Below are 17,701 nucleotides of genomic sequence, written 5' to 3' on the forward strand. Positions count from 1 at the left end.
AATCTAAATAATAAATAAGAACGGTCTCTATTAAGTGATTCAAGTACAGGATATGTCTTGAATGCTTAATGGAGGCCGTTCTTTTTTGATTGATAGTTTGATTTTTTAGTGATTTAAGCGCCAGTTTTTATAACTTAACCCTAGGAAGTAAGCAATTACTTCAAAAGTTGAAATAAAGAAGGTTACGGGCCAATTTGTTATAAAGGCTAAGTATAATCCTAACCAAACTCCGATCAACGAAAGTCCCACTGAAACGATGATCATCTTTGGAACGGAGTGAACGATATATTTAGCGGTAGCGGCTGGTAATGTTAATAGTACGAAAACTAGTAATGAACCAACAATTTGAGCACCGATACTGACACTCAAAGCGAGAGTAACTAAGAAAGTAATTGAGAGTAGTCTGGTTTTAAGCCCAGCTGCTTGGGCACCAATGTGGTCGAAGGAATCAAAGGATAGAGGTTTGTAAAAAATGATGAAAATCAAGATGACAAAGATAGCCAAAATCATTAGTTGATGAACTTCTTTAGCACTGATACCGACGATACTTCCGAATAAAATATTTGTGGCATAACTACTTGATTCAGAGGATAACGATAAGAACAGAATTCCTAGACCTATGAATAATGAAGAAATGGCACTGATTGAAGCTTCACGTCGTGATGATTCAGTACTTAAACTACCGACAGCAATTGAACTAATTAGGGTGAAGAGAATCATTCCAGCTAAAGGAGAAATTCCAATTAAGATACCAAATGAAGCTCCAGCAAATCCAATTTCTGATAGTGTGTGAGAAAGAAATGACATATTTCTTGAAACTACGAAAACTCCCACTAATCCAGCTGTTATTGCAATGAAAGTACTGGCAATAAAGGCCTCACGCATAAATTCATATCCAAACATAAAATTACCCCTCCATCTCGAACATATCTTTAGAAACTTTTTGTACATCGATGGGCTCAATGGTCTTATTTTTAAAGAGAAGAGCTCGTTTGGTGTATTTTTTGGTTAAATCATAATCATGAGTGATGAAAATGACAGTTAGATGATATTTTTGATTCAATTCTTGAACTAAATCCATTAGTTGGGTTTTGACTTCTACATCTAAACTGGCCGTTGATTCATCCAAAATTAAAGTTTTAGGGTCATTCAGTAGTGCTTGAGCCAGATAAGCTTTTTGTTTTTCACCACCAGAGACCAAACCTAATGGTCGATCCTTGATTTCCGTTAGCCCAGTTCTTTGAAGAATTGTATTGATCAAATTATTATTTTGACGACGCTTTTCAGGATTTAACGTTACTTTTAGATTCAAACGAATGAATTGTTCAATACTGAGCGGATAATCAGAATCGATATTTCGGAACTGTGGAACGTAACCAATCGTTTGTCCGGAAGTCTTGATGGTTCCGCTAGACGATTTTTCTAAGCCAATAATTATTTTAACTAAAGTGGTTTTACCTGAACCATTGGGACCGACAAGACTGATGAAGTCACCATCATTAATTTGAAAATTAAGGTTCTCAAAGACTAATTGATTGCCAAATCTTTTTGATAAATTTTCTGCTTTAATCATATGTTATTTCTCACTTTGTAAAATTTTGTTGAGGTCCTTATATTGTGATAACATCCATTGTTTATAAGTTTTACCCTTAGGGAGAGTCTCTGTAACCTTTAGAATCGGGATGTTATTGGCTTGAGCCTTTTTGACAAAATTATTGATGATCTTGCTGTCAGTCTGTGTGTTAAGGACGAAGAAAGCAATTTTCTTATTCTTGATACCTTGGTTCATCTGTTTAATGTTGGCTGGAGTTGGATCTGTACCATTCTCAATAGCTTTTTCGAAGGATTTGTTAGCAACCTTAAAGCCGGTCGATTTCAGTGAGTAATCGAAAACTGGTTCACTGACATAAACATTTTTGTTTTTGGAATTTTGTGATTTTTGACGTAACTTAGTTAATTCATTTTGAATAGGTTGAAGAGAACTGATATATTTTTGAGCATTGTTTTCGAAATAAGTTTTGTCGTCGGGATATTTTTTAGCTAATTCTTTGGCTAAATATTTAGCATACTTAGGCATAGTCTGTGGCTCGTACCAAATATGAGGATTGTCACCGACCTTTTTATTCATGACATTTTCACCAATTTTGATGTAAGTACTATTGTCATCTTGATTCAATTTGTTCATCCAAGAGTCATAACCTAAACCGTTAGCAACGGTGATATCTGCATTGCTAACTTGCTTGGCCACATTAGTGGTTGGTTCGTAGTCATGGGGATCAATAGCGGGATTATTAATAATAGAAGTAACAGAACCCTTGTTACCTACAACGGCTTTAGCGACTTCAGCGTAAAAATCAGTAGTAGTAACGATTTTAATTTTAGAATCATTAGACTTAGTGGCTGATTTATTTGAACAGCCAGTTAAAACAAATAGAAAAATTAGAAGAGAGAAACCTAGTAGACGGTATTTTTTTAAATGCATATTAAAACTCCTTAATGATAAATATTACTATTCAATCATAAATTAAGTGTCTTTAAATGTAAATGATAATATTTATCATTTACTCTGTTACCAAAAAATAATTATAACTCCTTATAGCACAGAAAAAACTAAAATCCCAACATTGTGCACCAAAAAAGCCTGCCAATTCGTGATTGAATTGACAGGCCACGTTTACTTATTCAGAATATTTTTGAATATTTTTAGCCAATTTAATTATTCTACTTTTAATGTCATCACGAGCGTCACGAAAATCTTCCATAACTTCCGTTTCATCACCAGTACTTTCAGCGGGATCATTGATAGGCCAATGTAGCCAACGAGTTGACTGGGGAATAATACATTTATCGCGTGCTTCACCACAAAGAGTCACGACAAGATCGGCTTGATTCATAAAGTCATTGTCGATTAATTTGGATGTTTGTTGTGAAATATCAACACCATCCTCAGCCATAACTTTAACAGCTAATGGATTGAGACCACCAATGCGGATACCAGCACTTCTAACGTCCCATGTTGGTAAATATTTCTTAGCATAACCTTCAGCTATTTGACTCCGACAGGAGTTTCCGGAACAAAGAAAATATAATTTTTTATTCATTATTTTTTATTCCTAGTTTGATTTGACATTCAGGGCAGAGACCATAAACTTCCATGTGATTACCAGAAATCATGTATCCAGAAATTTCAGCGGTCTTTTCTTCGAGCCCTTTTTCGGTATCACTGAAACCTGGATACGTAACGTCTACAATACGTCCACAATTAGTACAAATAGCGTGGTAATGGGGTGTTCCGAAGTAATCATAGTGAGTACTTCCGTCACCATTTTGAAGCTCCACGACTAAATGGTGGTCAACAAAGGTATTGAGGGTATTATAAATCGTAGATGCCCCCATATTAGGTAGTTCTTTACCTAAGGCATCACGAATTATTTCAACAGTAGGATGATTATGATGACTAACTAAGTAGGCCAAGATAATGTGACGTTGGGGAGTAACCCGAAGCTTGTGATCCTTTAGGATTTGTAACGTTTCTTCCATTACGGCATTACTAGCCATGAGCAATCTTCCTTTCTACTTGAGAATCATTACAAGGTAATTATATTACTAAAGTTTGAAGAATGGCAATAATTTGAGTTTAATTGTGAAACCATTTTAATGACGTGAATAGTTTACTTTTCAGAAAATAAGCGTTATTATGTATTCGTTAATAGATGAGAACCATTCCAATGTAATGAAAAATTAAGGAGTGAGCACCATGCCTAAGACAAAGAAGAAACAGAGCTTAGCCGAGAAGATCAACGTAATGCGTGCCAGTGTAATGGGCGCTAATGATGGAATTATTTCTGTTGCCGGAATCGTTATCGGTGTTGCTAGTGCACAAAGTAATAATCATGCTATTTTTCTATCTGGAATTGCCGGTATGTTAGCCGGAACCATTTCAATGGCAATGGGTGAGTGGGTTTCTGTAAGTACGCAACGTGATACTGAAAAACGTGCGATTGAAAAGGAATCTGCTCAATTAGATGGTCATTATGATGAAGAATTTGGCTATATCCGCGACAAATATCAAGCTACTGGTATTTCAAAAGAATTAGCTACTCAAGCCACAACGGAAATGTTGAGCGATGATCCTTTAGATGTGGCAGTTCGTGAAAGATATGGCTTCAATCCCAAGGAACAAACAAGTGCCATCGCGGCGGCATTGGCTTCGATGATTTCGTTCCCAACAGGATCAATTTTACCTTTGGTATCAATTACGATGTTTCCTCAAAATATTAAATTATTTGCGACTGTGATTGCCGTTATTATCGCTTTAATGATTACAGGATACGCTGCTGCAACTCTTGGTGGAGCTAAACGTAGCAAGGCTGTTATTAGAAATGTTGTTTCAGGATTGTTAACAATGTTTGTAACTTATGCAATTGGATCACTATTTGCACATTAGTAAGGAGGAAGAAGAATGAAAACTATGTCAGTTTCAAAACCAAAGAAGCAAAAGAAAACAATGGCGGAACGTTCGAATACCCTTCGTGCTGGTGTATTAGGATCTAATGATGGGATTTTAACCGTTGTCGGAGTACTATTTTCCGTTGCTGTTGCTACAACCAATACCTTTACAATTTTTATTGCCGGTTTGTCAGATCTTTTAGCATGTGCTTTTTCAATGGCTTCTGGGGAATACGCCTCAGTTAGCTCTCAAAAGGATACTGAAAGAGCTGCAATTGAAAAAGAACGTGAATTGATCAAAACTAATTATCAAGACGAACTAGACGTAGTAGCTAATTACTATGTAGAACGTGGCGTTAAAAAAGATACTGCTAACAGCATTGCCAAAGAATTGATGGAAAAAGATGCTTTAGGAACAGTAGTAAGAGTTAAGTATGACCTACAATTAGGACATTACATGAGCCCATGGGATGCAGCCTTCTCATCATTAGTGTCAGCTGCGTCAGGTGGTATTTTCCCATTAGTAGCAATGACATTGTTACCAGCAGCAATAAAATGGCCAGGAACAATATTAGCCGTAACATTATCAGTTGCTCTAACCGGATATTTAAGTGCCAAGTTAGGAGACGGATTAGTTAAAACCGCCATTATTAGAAATGTTATTGTAGGAATAATTACCATGGCAATACACTATTCAGTCGGATTAATGCTATAAAGCAGAGAGCGAAGCAAGCCCGGGAATTTCCGAGGATTTGCCTAAGTACTGAAATCGCCCGCGAACTATGCGGGCAATTCCAGTACTGTAGCAAACCGGAAGAAATTGGCTTGCGCAGCTCGTTTCCACTATATTGCCAAGTACATTGGTTATTCTAAAATAGAAGGAAAACACATTACGGAATGAAAGAACTACAACATTAAATAAAATAGAAGAAAAAATAGGATGTACCCAATCAAAAGAAGAAAGGGTAGCATCCTATTATTTTGTCTTCAACATAAGATCCAAAGATTTTTGTAATTCGGCCAATTGTTTTTCGTCAGTACAATTAGAGTTGCGACGAATATTTTGTGCGATAACTAATTTCATGGCCTTATCGACACTAGACTTAACAGCGGATAATTGCATAAGGACCTCATTACAAGCCTTACCTTCATCCATCATTCTAAGCACAGCATCAAGTTGACCACGAGAACGTTTAAGACGACTAGTAATTTTTTTACTAGCAACTTCTTCGGGCGTTTGTGTCATAATTAACCTCCCAAATTGATTTCATGTCATAATTATACCTATGCGGGTACCGGGTAGCAAATAATTACTTTATTTTTTCCTTAATCATTGATAAAACAAAATAGTTGCCAAAAATTACCCTAGGGGGTATATTATTTTACATAGATATGAGAAGGAGATTGAATGATGGCTAATATTACAGAATTATCAGATAAGACATTCAATGACGAGACAAGCAAAGGTCTAGTTATTACAGATTTTAATGCAGACTGGTGTCCTCCATGTAAAATGATGAACCCAATTCTTGAGAAGTTATCATCAACAGATGAGTTAGGCGATAAGATCAAGTTTACATCAATGAATGTAGATCATAATCCAGATACACCAAATAACTTTGGAATCCAAGGAATTCCTACATTTATCATCAAGAAAGATGGTAACGTAGTAGGACGTATGGTTGGATATCAACCAGAAGAGAAGTTCCGTTTAGAACTAGAGAAATATATGTAGAGAGCGGAGCAGGGGCGGTCAGCCCACGAGGATTTGCCTAAGAATTGGAATTAGCCGCTGAACTTGCGGATGATTTCAATTCTGTAGCAAACCGCAATGGGTTGCCCCTGCGCAGCTCATTTAAAACAGAGAGCGAAGCAAGCCTGGTTAGATTCTGAGCAATTTGCAGGACTTTGCGAAATGACTGCGCAGCAGCCAGTTTGTGAAGTCAGGCAAAGCACAGGAATCTGGCTTGCATAACTCGTTTTCACTACAAACCATAGAACCATGGTTATTAAAAAAGTAACCATTCTACTCCAAGATTAAAAGCTCCTCCAAAAGAAATTGTTAAACCAATAAATATAAAAACTACTTAAATATAAGAAATACACTAAAAATTAGACGAATATAAGTAATAAAGTATGGGCAAATCAGTAGGCGGGTTTGCCCATTTTTTTGTCCTTAAAATGAACTTTTGGCACGTAAAAATAAATTAGAACTTAATTGTAAATAGCTACAAATGTTGGTGCTATAATGATCCTGAAAAATAATAGAGGCGATTATTATGATGCAATTTGGAAAAAAAGTTAGTCTCAGACCATTATTGATTAGTCTGATTATTGGTTTTATACCCGGCAATGTTGCTTATGTATTTTCTCAAAATGGATGGGTAGGTTTTTTCATTGGACTTTGTTTCTTCAGTATTATATTTTTTGCTCATTATTACCCAGAATTACCTGAATTGTTCAGTTACTGGCAATTCGATGGCGAAACTCTTAGATACAATAATATGACTAGTCCCAAGAAGAGATTAGGTATGATGCTTTTTCCGAGTTTTACTAAAATGGATACAATTAAAAAGAATCAGATAAAGTCAGTTAAATTGATGGGAAATGTTCAGAATCAAACAGAACTTCCTTCAATGGTGCCATTTTCTAATGCTTATAGTATTTTCTATTCTCGCTTGTCAATGATGAAGAACCCTGTAGGCATTGAGATTACAACTACTGACAATAAGAAAATTCATTTGAATGCTTCCAGAGATTACGCTTATAACAAAGAAAAGACGGTTAAAGAAATTAATAGTTTTATGGGTGATTTCTCAGGCTTGAAGAGTGTATAAGGATTTGTCCCAATTGTCATAAATACTTTGAATCTGAATATTTTTTCATAGTAAAACGTGGTATATTGTCATATGGAAAAACGGTTACATAATTTATTCAAAGGGATGATGAATAATGGATGATGTACCAAAGACGGTTGAACAAATAAGCTGGTTTGAGGGAGAAATCATTACGATTGATTTTGGTCGCTCAGTTGAATTTGATCCAAAACAGTATTCGGAACTAACTAAGTTGGGGCGCTGGATAGATGCTGATGATCTATCGAAGTTTTATTTAGTTAAAAAGGCTGAGGCAGTCTTTCCGGATGATACTATCAATCAAGTTTTAGGTAGGTTGAACTTGAATGGTTACGAATTGATTCACAGTAACGCTACATATGCATAAGATTAAACTAAATAGGAGCAGGTAATCGTAATTGATTACTTGCTCCTATTTGTTATTGAAAAGTTACATATTTTTGATCCAGATATTTTCAAAAAATGAAATTGTATTTTCAGCAATCATATAATTATTGTCAAAAGTGGTCGTCATATCATGTTCCATAATGATTTTGTATCCTAATCCATGAGCCATGATAATCGTGGCGTTACAGCAATATTCTGTTTGAGCACCACAGATTTCGATTGTTTTGATGCCATTATCCTTGAGAACCTTTTCCAAATCAGTTTTGTAAAAGGCATTAGGATGAGTCTTCTCGACAATTTTGTCGTCATCTTTTCGGTCTAATTTGTCGGATAGTTGCCACAAATCACTGTCACGTTCTAGGTCTTGGTCGTGATGCTGAATAAAAATGATAGGCAAATTAGCTTGTCGATATTCTTTGATACGTTGATTGATATTATTAATCAGATTATTGAAATTGTAACTATATTGTTGAGCTTTCTGCATATCTATAACTAAAAGTGCTTCCGCCATTTTTGGCATAAGACCACTTCCTTAAAGTTTTTTTATAACTTGAGACTAACATTAACGTAATCAATATGGAAGCGATATCCGTTGCTTTTCATCGCATTAAAAAATTGGCGACTGTGATTAATTCGTTTTATAATGGGGAATAATAAATTTTAAGGTAAAAAAATGAAAAAATTAAAAATAGTTTCTATTATTATAGGTGTAATTCTTGTCATTGTTTTGGCGATAGGGGGAGTTTTCGTCTACCGGACTCAACAAGCGTTGAATTCTTTGGATACAAATAAAACCAGTGTCTCGCAGAAGATCAGTCAAGGTAAGCCGTTTTCTATCTTACTTCTAGGGGCTGATACAGGGGCTGACGGTCGTGTTGATCGTGGTAACTCGGATACAATGATGTTATTGACTTTGAATCCAAAGAAAAAGAATACCGTTGCCTACTCGATTCCACGTGATGCTTTGGCTGAAATGGTCGGCGATAAGCAAAAGAATGTTCAAAAAATCAATGCGGCATACAATATTGGTTTGTCCGATATGGCTAAAAACACAGTTGGTAGTTTACTAGGTGTGCCAGTTGATTATCACGTTGCAATCAACATGGATGCATTGAAGAAGACAGTTGACTTTGTTGGCGGTGTAACGGTTAAAAGTGATTTGAAGGTTTCTTTTGACGGTATAACGATTCCTAAAGGAACACATCATTTGAACGGTAAACAAGCATTAACTTATGCTCGAATGCGTTATCAAGACCCACGTGGTGACTATGGTCGTCAAGTTAGACAGCAACAAGTTTTAAAAGCGGTTGTTGATAAATTAGAATCACCAAAATACTTAGTGAAGATTCCAGATTTGATTAAGGATTTAGGTAAGGATATAAGCACAGATTTAACTTCAAAAGAAATCGATGAGATTATTATGAAATATCATAGTAGTGCTGACAATATGGACTTTAATCAGATTCAAGGGAAAACGGCTTGGATCAATCAAAGTTCTTATCAAATCTTACCAACTTCAACTATGCAAAATGCCTCTAATAATTTGAGAGATAACCTAGGTTTGGAACCTCAAACTTTGAGTAATACTGAAACAAAACTGAATGCTAAAAATAAAAAATTCTTCGCAGATGAAGATGATATTGACTATGATACATTTGGTTTAGATACTACGCATTATACTGATAGTACTTATTAAGAAAACAAAAAATAACGACATCTATTTAGAATATAATCTTCCGGTACCTTAATATGGAAAATTGAATTCTTGTAATAGATGTCGTTTTTTATTTTTAAATTATTTATAGCGTTATATCGGCAGTGATTGAACTGGTTTTGTAAGGGAAACGAGATTCAGAAATTTCGAATGGCTGGCCATCGTCAAGATAACTTAATTGACGGATAACTAGGACAGGTTGTTCTACTTTAGTAGCAATACCATTTTCAACGTCTTCTTCAGTAGCGGCCCCGGCACTAATGATTCTGTGTGAGCCCTCAATACTTAAACCATCTTTTTGAAGATGGGCATAGATTGAACCCTCAAGGACAGTTTTAGTCAACGTCGTAATGGAAGTAGGCATAATAGTATGTTCATACGCGAAGACTTCACCATTAACGAAACGTACACGACGAATAACATAGACTGGCTCGGTTGGTGCAATGATTAATTGGTCAGCTTCTTTAGCAGTAGGAATGCGAGCCGATAATTCGAGAACTTTACTGGTAACTTTTTTACCTTGGTTAGTTAAAGTAGCACCAAATGGCTTATCAATGGGTGAAACCTTTCCAAATTTACTGGAATTTTTTCCCGGTTCGTAATCTTTTTTTACGAAAGTTCCAGAGCCACGCTTTGAATAGACCATACCTTCAACTATTAAAAGCTGTAGTGCCTTATGAACGGTAATTCTTGTTGTATTGTAATCTGCTGCAATTTGGTTTTGGTCGGGCATCAATTCCCCGGGTGCGTATTTTCCGGAATTGATCTCTTTTCTTAAACCGTCAGCAACTTCCTTATATTTGTACGCCATGATATCTTCTCCTAAAACTCACTCTTCGTCCTAAGTTTAGCATTAAAATAAAAGTTTTTCGCTTTAATTTAAAAGTATATACTTTTTCAAAATAAAGTGTTTACATGATGAAAAAATATTGTATACTGTAAACGTATTCAAAAAACGTGGGGTGAAAAAAATGACAAATAAATTACCGGAAAACTTCTTTTGGGGTAATTCAACTTCAAGTATGCAAACTGAGGGTGCTTGGAATGTCGATGGTAAAGGTAAATCCGTTTATGATGTAAGACCTGCTACAGAGAATTCTTCCGATTGGCACGATGCTATTGATGAGTATCATCGTTACAATGAAGATTTTGATTTGATGGCTAAGCAAGGGATGAACTGCTATCGTTTCCAAATTTCTTGGAGTCGTGTAAATCCTACTGGCGATGGTGATTTCAATGAAGAGGGTATTGAATTTTACAATAAATTAATTGATGCCTTGTTAGCAAAGAACATTACACCGATGATTTGTTTGTATCATTTCGATATGCCATTGAATCTGGCTGAGAAATATAATGGATTTTTGTCACGTCATGTAGTGGATGCATTTGTTCGTTATAGTACTGAAATGGTTAAACGTTTTGGTGATCGTGTAAAATATTGGATTACGTTTAATGAACAAAATCTTTATTCCATGAGTGAAGCTTTCAGAATTGCCGGTTATTTAAAGGGTGACGAAACTGACGACGAATTATATCAAATCAGTCATCATGTTATGTTAGCTCATGCTGGTGTAGCTAATTACATTCATGAGAATACTGATTGTTTAATCGGTGGGATGTTGGCATACAGTGAGGTTTATCCAGCATCACCAAATCCTAAAGATATTTTGTACGCGCGTCAAATCAATGAATTTCTTAACCGTAATTTGTTGGACGTATTCGTTTATGGACGTTATTCAAATGAAGTTTTGACCTTTGTTAAAAATCATCATATTGATATGGACTACCAACCGGACGATGACAAAGTTTTGATCAAGGTAACATCTGATTTCATTGCTTTCAGTTATTACCGTAGCGATACGATCAGTTCTGAAATGGTTCCTGAAGGAACACTTCCTAATTATTACCTTGATAAAGGTGTTAAGAAGAACCCATTTTTGGAGATATCAGAATTTGGTTGGCAAATTGATCCATTAGGCTTCAGAGATATTTTGACAAAAGTCTACAACGAATATGGTGTACCAATGTTCCCAATTGAAAATGGAATCGGTGTTCGTGAAGAATTCGATGGCAGTGAAATTGAGGATGACTATCGTATTAAATATCATCGTGACCATATTCAAGCTATGGAAGACGCAATCTTTGAAGACGGCGTTGAAGTCTTAGGTTACTTGGGATGGGGGTTAATTGATATTCCTAGTTCAAGTGGAAATATGGACAAGCGTTACGGAACTGTTTACGTCAACCGTACGAACCATGATCTTAAGGATATGAAACGTGTGCCAAAGAAGAGTTATTGGTGGTTGAAGCACGTTATTGAGACTAATGGGGGTGATTTATCAGATTTGAAGTAAGTAATTGATTTAAAAAACTTTTTCGGGGGCGAAAGTATGTCATTACAGAATTCAAAAGCTGCGGATAAATTTGCAACATTTGCAGCCAAAATGGGTGCCCAAATTCATTTACGTTCATTACGTGATGCGTTTGCCACTATCATGCCGCTTTATATCCTTGCTGGATTAGCGGTTCTATTAAATAACACAGTCTTTACTTGGATTTTCAAGGGTAAGACATTATTGCATGTTCAATATTGGGGAACCTTATTGAGTAATGCGACACTAAATATTTCAGGTATTTTAATTGCAGCTATGATTGGTTACTGCTTAGCTAAAAACAGACGCTTTGATAATCCAATTTCTGCTGCATTAGTATCAATGTCTGCTTTGGTAACAATGATGCCAAACACAGTTAAATTGATTCCAGATGGTGCTAAAAAAGCAGTCGATGTTTCAGCTGTTTTACCATTTACTAACTTAGGTACAGGGGCAATGTTCGCCGGTGTTATCGTTGGTTTGATTGCTACTGAGGCCTTTGTCAGAATTTCTAGAATTAAGAAATTACAAGTTCACTTAGGTGAAAATGTTCCACCAGCTGTTGGTAAGTCATTCGATGTTTTGATTCCTATGATCATCGTTTTATCATGTTCAGCTATTATTTCAGCACTACTTTACAATTTATCAGGAATGAACTTGATCAATTTGATCACAACATTCATTCAAGAACCACTTCGTCATATCGGAACAGGTATCTGGGGAGTTATTATTCTTTACTCACTAGGTAACTTACTCTGGTTATTCGGTATTCACCAATCAGTTATTTACAGTTCAATTCTAGAGCCACTTTTGATCATCAATATTACACAAAATATTGCCGCATACAACGCTGGTAAAGCAATTCCTAATATCATCAACGTTTCCCAAGTTCAAACTTATGGTTTGATGGGTGGTTCCGGTTCAACACTTTGTTTACTAGTTGCTACATTCCTAGTTGGACACAGTGCCGTAACTAAGAACGTTGCTAAATTATCAATTGCACCTGGATTCTTTAACATCAACGAACCTGTTATCTTCGGTTACCCAATCGTTTATAACATTTCACTAGCTATTCCATTCGTACTTGTACCTGTTATGGGTCTTGTAATTAGTTATGTAACAACTGTATTAGGTTGGATGAGCCCTTGTGTTATTCAAGTTCCATGGACTACGCCAATTGGATTCAGTGCTTTCCTAGCTACAGCTGGTGACTGGCGTGCTGTTGTTATTCAACTGATCACCTTTGTATTAGGCGTTCTAGTATACATTCCATTCGTTATGATCAACGATAAGGTTCTTTCAAAGGAAAACCAAGATATGGACGTCAAAGAAGCTTAATTAGATGTTTTAATCACTTAACTTATACTCTATGAATTTAAAAATTCATAGAGTATTTTTTTGTTTAAAAAAGTTAATTAACTTGGTGGATAATGTGTGAAATTAATATGCCATCTGTAGTGAATGCTAATAATAGATAGATAAGAAGTCAGTTTCATGACACTAATTATTAATAAAAGTACACCTTAAAAAATGAACAAAGTTTTGTATATATAATGAAACTCTCAAACTAATTAATGATTAGTCAAATCATAGAGGTACTTTATTCATATTCTTTGAAGAAATAGATATGAAAACAACAGACCAGAAATTTATGAAAAAGTTTGTGATAAATATGGCTTTATTAGTAAAAAGCTAATATACGTATATTTAAAATTAAAATTCTTAGACCATGATTAATAAAAGACAAGCGCCAAACCCTATGCTAAATAGGAAAGACAAGTGTTTACTAACTGTGAACACTCTGAAAAAGTGTTGTTTATGTTTGAAATGTTAATGTGAGCTATGTCACAAAATTCTATTGATTTTTGCAAATGTAACCGTTATCATGAAAATGAATCGACAGAAAAAAGGAGGAAATTAATACTCATAGGTGTTGTTTATGAATAAAGGCTATGAAGAACCTTCTATAAATAATTGGAATTATCACAAAAGAGTCAAGTGTTTTCCCCTAGTGGTTTTGGGATAGCATAAGTTGACTTAAGGGGAGGTATCGAGATGAAAAAGAGTTTATCTCAGTCCGCTTACGGTGGTGTATCGGGTGAAAAATATGTACCGTATGTGACTGATAAAGATAATCACGGTGGCAGCTCAGTCGTTATGATTATGGGTGCCATACTAGCAGTTATTTTTGCCGCTTCAACAGCATATTCTGGTATGAAAGCTGGATTAACCGTTGCTGCGGGGATTCCAGGATCAATTATTGGTTCTGGACTTATTGCCGCCTTTGCTAAAAAGAAAGGCATGCTGGGTAAGAATTTACTCCAAGGAATGTCCAGTGGTGGTGAATCTATTGCCAGTGGAATGATTTATGTTTTACCTGCCATTATCATTATTGGTGGCCGGGTCAACTTTATTGCCGGAGTTTTAGTTGGGGCTTTGGCTGTACTGTTTGCAATCGGAACGGCTTCACTGGTTGAAAACTACTTGGTAGTTGAAGAACACGGAAAATTAGTTTATCCAGAATCTATGGCTATTTCTGAAGCTTTGGTTGCCTCCGAAGCCGGAGGGGATTCCTTGAAATTTATGGGAATTGGTTTTGGAATTGGTGGTTTATTGACACTTTTGACAACTCAAGTTTTTGGTTGGGTTAATAGTGTAATCACTTATGTTGGTAATTCTTTCTATCGTTGGAAGATGTCGACTGAAGTCAATCCAATGTTAGCTGGTATTGGATTCGTGGTTGGACTAGATGTTTCTTTAACGATGTTTGCTGGTTCAATTCTATCTAACTTTGCTATAACGCCATTAATTGCTAACTTTACTCAAATGGCAACTAACAATGCTAAAGATTGGAACGATGTGACAATTGCTGTAAATCAAATGGGTGTTGACCAAGTTGCCGGTTCTTATTCGAAATACATTGGTGCCGGTATGATGCTCTGTGGTGGTATTGTCGGAGCCATTAAGTTGATTCCTGTTATCGTCACATCAATCAAGAAAACTTTGAATGCTAGAAATGGTGGCAGTGATGATCGTAATATGTTAGGTATTTGGTCATTAGTTATTGCTGTTATTGCAATTTTTGTTGTTGGATTCTTCATTTCTGGCAACATCGCCATGGCTATTGTAGGCGGTATTCTTTCTATTATTTTGGCACTATTATTCGTAATTGTTTCCGCTAGATTGGCTGGAACAATTGGTTGTTCAAATGCGCCAGTATCAGGGATGACCATTGCTTCACTAGTTATCATGACATTAGTCTTCGTTATCTTCGGATGGAAGAGTAATGCAGATAATCAAATTCTTCTATTATTTGGAGTCTTCATTGTTACTGCCATTTCAGTTGGTGGTGCTTATATGCAGACTCAAAAAGTTAGTTATGTCATTGGTGGCAACAAGAATGAAATGATGAAGTATTTCATGGTTGCTGCAATGATTGGTGTCATCGTGGTTGTCGGAACGACTGTACTTCTTGAACCTCAATTAAAAATTACAGGTTCAAATCCACCATTTGGTTTACCACAAGCTAATTTAATTGCCACTTTGACAACTGGTATCATGTCAGGAAATCTTCCTTGGATCATGATTATTATCGGTGTTGTCATGGCTATTGTTTGCTGGATGTTAGGTCTATCAATTATGACTGTTGCTTTAGGATTCTATCTACCAATCTCAACAACTTCAATTATTTTAGTTGGTGCCTTAATCAAATTATTGATTGATAAAGTTACAAAAGATAAGGCTCTAAAAGACAGACGTATCCAAAGTGGTGTCAGTTTATCATCAGGTTTAATTGCTGGTGGTTCAATTATTGGTTTAATCGGAATTATTCTACATGTGACCGGTGTGCTTGGAGATAAAGCTCCAGCTGGATTTGCCGGTAGTAACGAAATGGGACTGATTTTGTTGGCAATCTTAGTAATTGCTATCGTAGCTCCATTGTTAAATATCAAGAAGGAAACAAATAAGTAAGGGGCGATGGAGATGGCTAAACGTCCAGAATTAACTGAAGAAGATTTGAAACACATGGTATTTCAGAAGAATCCTGAAGTTACCTATAAGAAAAAAGCAGGAATTGTAACAATTGTTCGCGAACAGAATCATCCGATTCAGAAGCTTTTCCGTAAGTTACACATGCATATTCCTGAAAAATCTTATTTAGAGATGGATGAATATGGTAGCTATGTTTTTACTAAGGTTAATGGACGTCGCAATGCTTACGAAATCGGAAAAGAGCTTGCTGAAAAGTTTCCAGACGCCGATAAGTATCGTTACACAAGATTGATTTTGTTCCTGCAGCAAATTGAGAGTGTCGATCACCTAATAGAACGAGTATCATAATAATTAAATAATCATAATTTTTATTAATGGGGGATATTAAAATGACAGATCGTATTGAATTATCAGCATGTACATCAATCATGGTTGGTAAGAAAGCTTCGATGGATGGAGCAACTTATATTTCAAGAAATGAAGATCGATTGAATGCTATTTATAGAAAACGTATCATCGTTCAACCAGCTGTTTCTGGACGTGACGAAACTTATGTTTCACCATATAACAAGATGACAGCACCATATCCTACAAGTGGCTATCGTTACACGTCAACACTTGATGCCAACCAAAGTACAGGACCTAACGAAGAAGATGGTTTCAATGAAAAGAACGTTGGTATGAGTGCTACTGAAAGTGTTTACGCTAATGAAAAAGTTTTAGCTTTTGATCCATACGTAAAGAATGGACTAGCTGAAGATTCACTTGCAACCTTAGTTTTGCCATACATTAACTCAGCACGTGATGGAGTTAAATATCTTGGTAGATTAGTTGCTAAATATGGTTCTGCTGAAGGTAATGGACTTCAATTCAATGACAAAGATGAAGTTTGGTACATGGAAGTAGTAACAGGACATCAATGGGTTGCCGTACGTATTCCTGATGACTGCTATGCCGTAGCCGCTAACCAAGTAGCCATTCAAGATATCGACTTCAACGATCCTGACAATTACATGTGGGCCGATGGAATCCAAGAATTTGTATCAGAACATAACTTGAATCCAGACTTCGACCGTTGGGACTTCAGACATATTTTTGGAACAGATACCGAAAAAGACCATCATTACAACACACCAAGAGTATGGTTTGCACAACGTTATTTGAACCCATCAATTGAACAAGATCCAGAGTCAGCAGAACTACCATTTATCAGAAAAGCCGAAAAGAAGATTGCTGTAGAAGACATTCAATATCTATTGAAGTCACATTACAACGAAACAAAATACGATCCACTAGGCAGTGGTAGTGAACATGACAAGAAGACATATCGTGCTATTTCACTATCAAGAACAGCCAACTCCCATATCCTTCAAATGAGAGATTCAGATAAGAATGGAGCAGCCGGAGTAGAATGGACAGGATTCGGAATTCCAAGCTTCTGCCCACAAGTACCATTCTTTACAAATGCCAATGACATTGATGAGTCATACAGCTACACACCAGAGAAGATGGATCTAAAGAGTGCATATTGGATGTATGAAGCCTTAGCAATGGTAGTAGAAAGTCACTACAAAGAATTCGTAGAACCAAACCTAGATTATCAAAAAGCATTGTCAGAATGGGCAAGAAGAAAGATTGCAGCAGTAGATGAAAAAGCAGTCAAAATGACAGGAGATGCCCTAACAGATTACCTAACAGAGCAAAACCATGAAATTGTAAAACATTACAATGAAGAGACAATGAAACATCTAGCAGATTTGGTAACACAAGGAACAGAGTTAAGTAAGTTAACATTCAAGATGGATCCAAATCTTTAGAGAGCGAAGCAGGCCCGCTTAGATTCTGAGCATTTGCAGGACTTTGCGAATTGGCTGCGTAGCAGACAGTTCGTGAAGTCAGGCAAAGCACAGGAATCTGGCCTGCGCAGCTCG

19 protein-coding genes are annotated in these 17,701 nt (G+C 36.1%); 11 read left to right on the forward strand and 8 right to left on the reverse strand.

The window, feature by feature from the left end; translation table 11 throughout:
- Nucleotides 1-105: 105 nt before the first annotated feature.
- The 5 genes from ATN92_RS14560 to ATN92_RS14580 form a co-directional block, all read right to left on the reverse strand.
- Complete coding sequence (locus ATN92_RS14560; RefSeq protein ID WP_056953140.1) at nucleotides 106-903, reverse strand: metal ABC transporter permease; 798 nt, start codon at nucleotides 901-903, stop codon at nucleotides 106-108.
- 4 nt (nucleotides 904-907) lie between these two features.
- Nucleotides 908-1,573 (reverse strand): metal ABC transporter ATP-binding protein, encoded by a 666-nt coding sequence (locus ATN92_RS14565; protein WP_056953142.1) that lies wholly within the window; start codon nucleotides 1,571-1,573, stop codon nucleotides 908-910.
- Between the two features lie 3 nt (nucleotides 1,574-1,576).
- Nucleotides 1,577-2,482, reverse strand: a complete 906-nt coding sequence (locus ATN92_RS14570; RefSeq protein WP_056953145.1) for a metal ABC transporter solute-binding protein — start codon at nucleotides 2,480-2,482, stop codon at nucleotides 1,577-1,579.
- A 196-nt stretch (nucleotides 2,483-2,678) separates the two neighbouring features.
- On the reverse strand, nucleotides 2,679-3,101 hold the full coding sequence (arsC, locus tag ATN92_RS14575) for an arsenate reductase (thioredoxin) (RefSeq protein ID WP_056953147.1): 423 nt from the start codon (nucleotides 3,099-3,101) through the stop codon (nucleotides 2,679-2,681).
- Complete coding sequence (locus ATN92_RS14580; protein WP_056953150.1) at nucleotides 3,094-3,558, reverse strand: Fur family transcriptional regulator; 465 nt, start codon at nucleotides 3,556-3,558, stop codon at nucleotides 3,094-3,096. Before ATN92_RS14580 ends, arsC begins: the two co-directional genes overlap by 8 nt.
- Before the next feature lie 199 nt (nucleotides 3,559-3,757).
- Between ATN92_RS14580 and ATN92_RS14585 the strand changes: the two genes are divergently transcribed.
- Entirely contained in the window at nucleotides 3,758-4,447 is a 690-nt protein-coding gene (locus tag ATN92_RS14585) for a VIT1/CCC1 transporter family protein (protein ID WP_056953152.1), read from the forward strand.
- Between the two features lie 15 nt (nucleotides 4,448-4,462).
- Nucleotides 4,463-5,164: a VIT1/CCC1 transporter family protein gene (locus tag ATN92_RS14590; RefSeq protein ID WP_056953153.1), complete on the forward strand. Its 702-nt coding sequence runs from the start codon at nucleotides 4,463-4,465 to the stop codon at nucleotides 5,162-5,164.
- Between the two features lie 261 nt (nucleotides 5,165-5,425).
- Here the strand turns inward: ATN92_RS14590 and ATN92_RS14595 are convergent, their stop codons facing one another.
- Nucleotides 5,426-5,695 carry a metal-sensing transcriptional repressor gene (locus ATN92_RS14595; RefSeq protein ID WP_056953154.1) on the reverse strand — a complete coding sequence of 90 codons (270 nt, stop codon included), beginning with the start codon at nucleotides 5,693-5,695 and terminating at the stop codon, nucleotides 5,426-5,428.
- Nucleotides 5,696-5,860: 165 nt separating this feature from the next.
- On the opposite strand from ATN92_RS14595, the gene ATN92_RS14600 reads away from it, so the two are divergent.
- The 3 genes from ATN92_RS14600 to ATN92_RS14610 all read left to right on the forward strand — a co-directional run bounded on the left by ATN92_RS14600 (nucleotide 5,861) and on the right by ATN92_RS14610 (nucleotide 7,671).
- Nucleotides 5,861-6,184: a thioredoxin family protein gene (locus ATN92_RS14600; protein ID WP_082604548.1), complete on the forward strand. Its 324-nt coding sequence runs from the start codon at nucleotides 5,861-5,863 to the stop codon at nucleotides 6,182-6,184.
- A gap of 544 nt (nucleotides 6,185-6,728) precedes the next feature.
- Nucleotides 6,729-7,286, forward strand: coding sequence for a magnesium transporter (locus tag ATN92_RS14605; protein ID WP_056953159.1), 558 nt, complete (start codon nucleotides 6,729-6,731; stop codon nucleotides 7,284-7,286).
- Nucleotides 7,287-7,401: 115 nt separating this feature from the next.
- Complete coding sequence (locus ATN92_RS14610; RefSeq protein ID WP_056953160.1) at nucleotides 7,402-7,671, forward strand: hypothetical protein; 270 nt, start codon at nucleotides 7,402-7,404, stop codon at nucleotides 7,669-7,671.
- A 63-nt stretch (nucleotides 7,672-7,734) separates the two neighbouring features.
- Here ATN92_RS14610 and ATN92_RS14615 read toward each other — a convergent pair whose 3' ends face one another.
- Complete coding sequence (locus ATN92_RS14615) at nucleotides 7,735-8,211, reverse strand: isochorismatase family protein (RefSeq protein ID WP_056953162.1); 477 nt, start codon at nucleotides 8,209-8,211, stop codon at nucleotides 7,735-7,737.
- A 153-nt stretch (nucleotides 8,212-8,364) separates the two neighbouring features.
- Here ATN92_RS14615 and ATN92_RS14620 point away from each other — a divergent pair, with 153 nt between their 5' ends.
- Nucleotides 8,365-9,387, forward strand: coding sequence for an LCP family protein (locus tag ATN92_RS14620; RefSeq protein ID WP_056953164.1), 1,023 nt, complete (start codon nucleotides 8,365-8,367; stop codon nucleotides 9,385-9,387).
- A gap of 103 nt (nucleotides 9,388-9,490) precedes the next feature.
- Here ATN92_RS14620 and ATN92_RS14625 read toward each other — a convergent pair whose 3' ends face one another.
- Complete coding sequence (locus ATN92_RS14625; RefSeq protein ID WP_056953166.1) at nucleotides 9,491-10,216, reverse strand: GntR family transcriptional regulator; 726 nt, start codon at nucleotides 10,214-10,216, stop codon at nucleotides 9,491-9,493.
- A gap of 160 nt (nucleotides 10,217-10,376) precedes the next feature.
- On the opposite strand from ATN92_RS14625, the gene ATN92_RS14630 reads away from it, so the two are divergent.
- From ATN92_RS14630 to ATN92_RS14650, 5 genes are all read left to right on the forward strand, one after another.
- The gene (locus ATN92_RS14630; protein ID WP_056953168.1) at nucleotides 10,377-11,759 is read left to right on the forward strand and encodes a glycoside hydrolase family 1 protein; all 1,383 of its coding nucleotides are present in this window, start codon (nucleotides 10,377-10,379) and stop codon (nucleotides 11,757-11,759) included.
- 36 nt (nucleotides 11,760-11,795) lie between these two features.
- Nucleotides 11,796-13,115, forward strand: coding sequence for a PTS sugar transporter subunit IIC (locus ATN92_RS14635; protein ID WP_056953170.1), 1,320 nt, complete (start codon nucleotides 11,796-11,798; stop codon nucleotides 13,113-13,115).
- A 717-nt stretch (nucleotides 13,116-13,832) separates the two neighbouring features.
- Nucleotides 13,833-15,749 (forward strand): OPT/YSL family transporter, encoded by a 1,917-nt coding sequence (locus ATN92_RS14640; protein WP_056953172.1) that lies wholly within the window; start codon nucleotides 13,833-13,835, stop codon nucleotides 15,747-15,749.
- 12 nt (nucleotides 15,750-15,761) lie between these two features.
- Nucleotides 15,762-16,118, forward strand: coding sequence for a PqqD family peptide modification chaperone (locus ATN92_RS14645; RefSeq protein ID WP_056953174.1), 357 nt, complete (start codon nucleotides 15,762-15,764; stop codon nucleotides 16,116-16,118).
- A 41-nt stretch (nucleotides 16,119-16,159) separates the two neighbouring features.
- Entirely contained in the window at nucleotides 16,160-17,587 is a 1,428-nt protein-coding gene (locus tag ATN92_RS14650; protein ID WP_056953176.1) for a C69 family dipeptidase, read from the forward strand.
- Nucleotides 17,588-17,701 lie beyond the last annotated feature (114 nt).

It is taken from the genome of Companilactobacillus bobalius (assembly GCF_009764355.1).

Bases quoted from the DNA above. Each gene is read 5' to 3' on its own strand.
- ATN92_RS14560 (WP_056953140.1), bottom strand. From the start codon at position 903: ATGTTTGGATATGAATTTATGCGTGAGGCCTTTATTGCCAGTACTTTC.
- ATN92_RS14565 (WP_056953142.1), bottom strand. From the start codon at position 1,573: ATGATTAAAGCAGAAAATTTATCAAAAAGATTTGGCAATCAATTAGTC.
- ATN92_RS14570 (WP_056953145.1), bottom strand. From the start codon at position 2,482: ATGCATTTAAAAAAATACCGTCTACTAGGTTTCTCTCTTCTAATTTTT.
- arsC (WP_056953147.1), bottom strand. From the start codon at position 3,101: ATGAATAAAAAATTATATTTTCTTTGTTCCGGAAACTCCTGTCGGAGT.
- ATN92_RS14580 (WP_056953150.1), bottom strand. From the start codon at position 3,558: ATGGCTAGTAATGCCGTAATGGAAGAAACGTTACAAATCCTAAAGGAT.
- ATN92_RS14585 (WP_056953152.1), top strand. From the start codon at position 3,758: ATGCCTAAGACAAAGAAGAAACAGAGCTTAGCCGAGAAGATCAACGTA.
- ATN92_RS14590 (WP_056953153.1), top strand. From the start codon at position 4,463: ATGAAAACTATGTCAGTTTCAAAACCAAAGAAGCAAAAGAAAACAATG.
- ATN92_RS14595 (WP_056953154.1), bottom strand. From the start codon at position 5,695: ATGACACAAACGCCCGAAGAAGTTGCTAGTAAAAAAATTACTAGTCGT.
- ATN92_RS14600 (WP_082604548.1), top strand. From the start codon at position 5,861: ATGGCTAATATTACAGAATTATCAGATAAGACATTCAATGACGAGACA.
- ATN92_RS14605 (WP_056953159.1), top strand. From the start codon at position 6,729: ATGATGCAATTTGGAAAAAAAGTTAGTCTCAGACCATTATTGATTAGT.
- ATN92_RS14610 (WP_056953160.1), top strand. From the start codon at position 7,402: ATGGATGATGTACCAAAGACGGTTGAACAAATAAGCTGGTTTGAGGGA.
- ATN92_RS14615 (WP_056953162.1), bottom strand. From the start codon at position 8,211: ATGCCAAAAATGGCGGAAGCACTTTTAGTTATAGATATGCAGAAAGCT.
- ATN92_RS14620 (WP_056953164.1), top strand. From the start codon at position 8,365: ATGAAAAAATTAAAAATAGTTTCTATTATTATAGGTGTAATTCTTGTC.
- ATN92_RS14625 (WP_056953166.1), bottom strand. From the start codon at position 10,216: ATGGCGTACAAATATAAGGAAGTTGCTGACGGTTTAAGAAAAGAGATC.
- ATN92_RS14630 (WP_056953168.1), top strand. From the start codon at position 10,377: ATGACAAATAAATTACCGGAAAACTTCTTTTGGGGTAATTCAACTTCA.
- ATN92_RS14635 (WP_056953170.1), top strand. From the start codon at position 11,796: ATGTCATTACAGAATTCAAAAGCTGCGGATAAATTTGCAACATTTGCA.
- ATN92_RS14640 (WP_056953172.1), top strand. From the start codon at position 13,833: ATGAAAAAGAGTTTATCTCAGTCCGCTTACGGTGGTGTATCGGGTGAA.
- ATN92_RS14645 (WP_056953174.1), top strand. From the start codon at position 15,762: ATGGCTAAACGTCCAGAATTAACTGAAGAAGATTTGAAACACATGGTA.
- ATN92_RS14650 (WP_056953176.1), top strand. From the start codon at position 16,160: ATGACAGATCGTATTGAATTATCAGCATGTACATCAATCATGGTTGGT.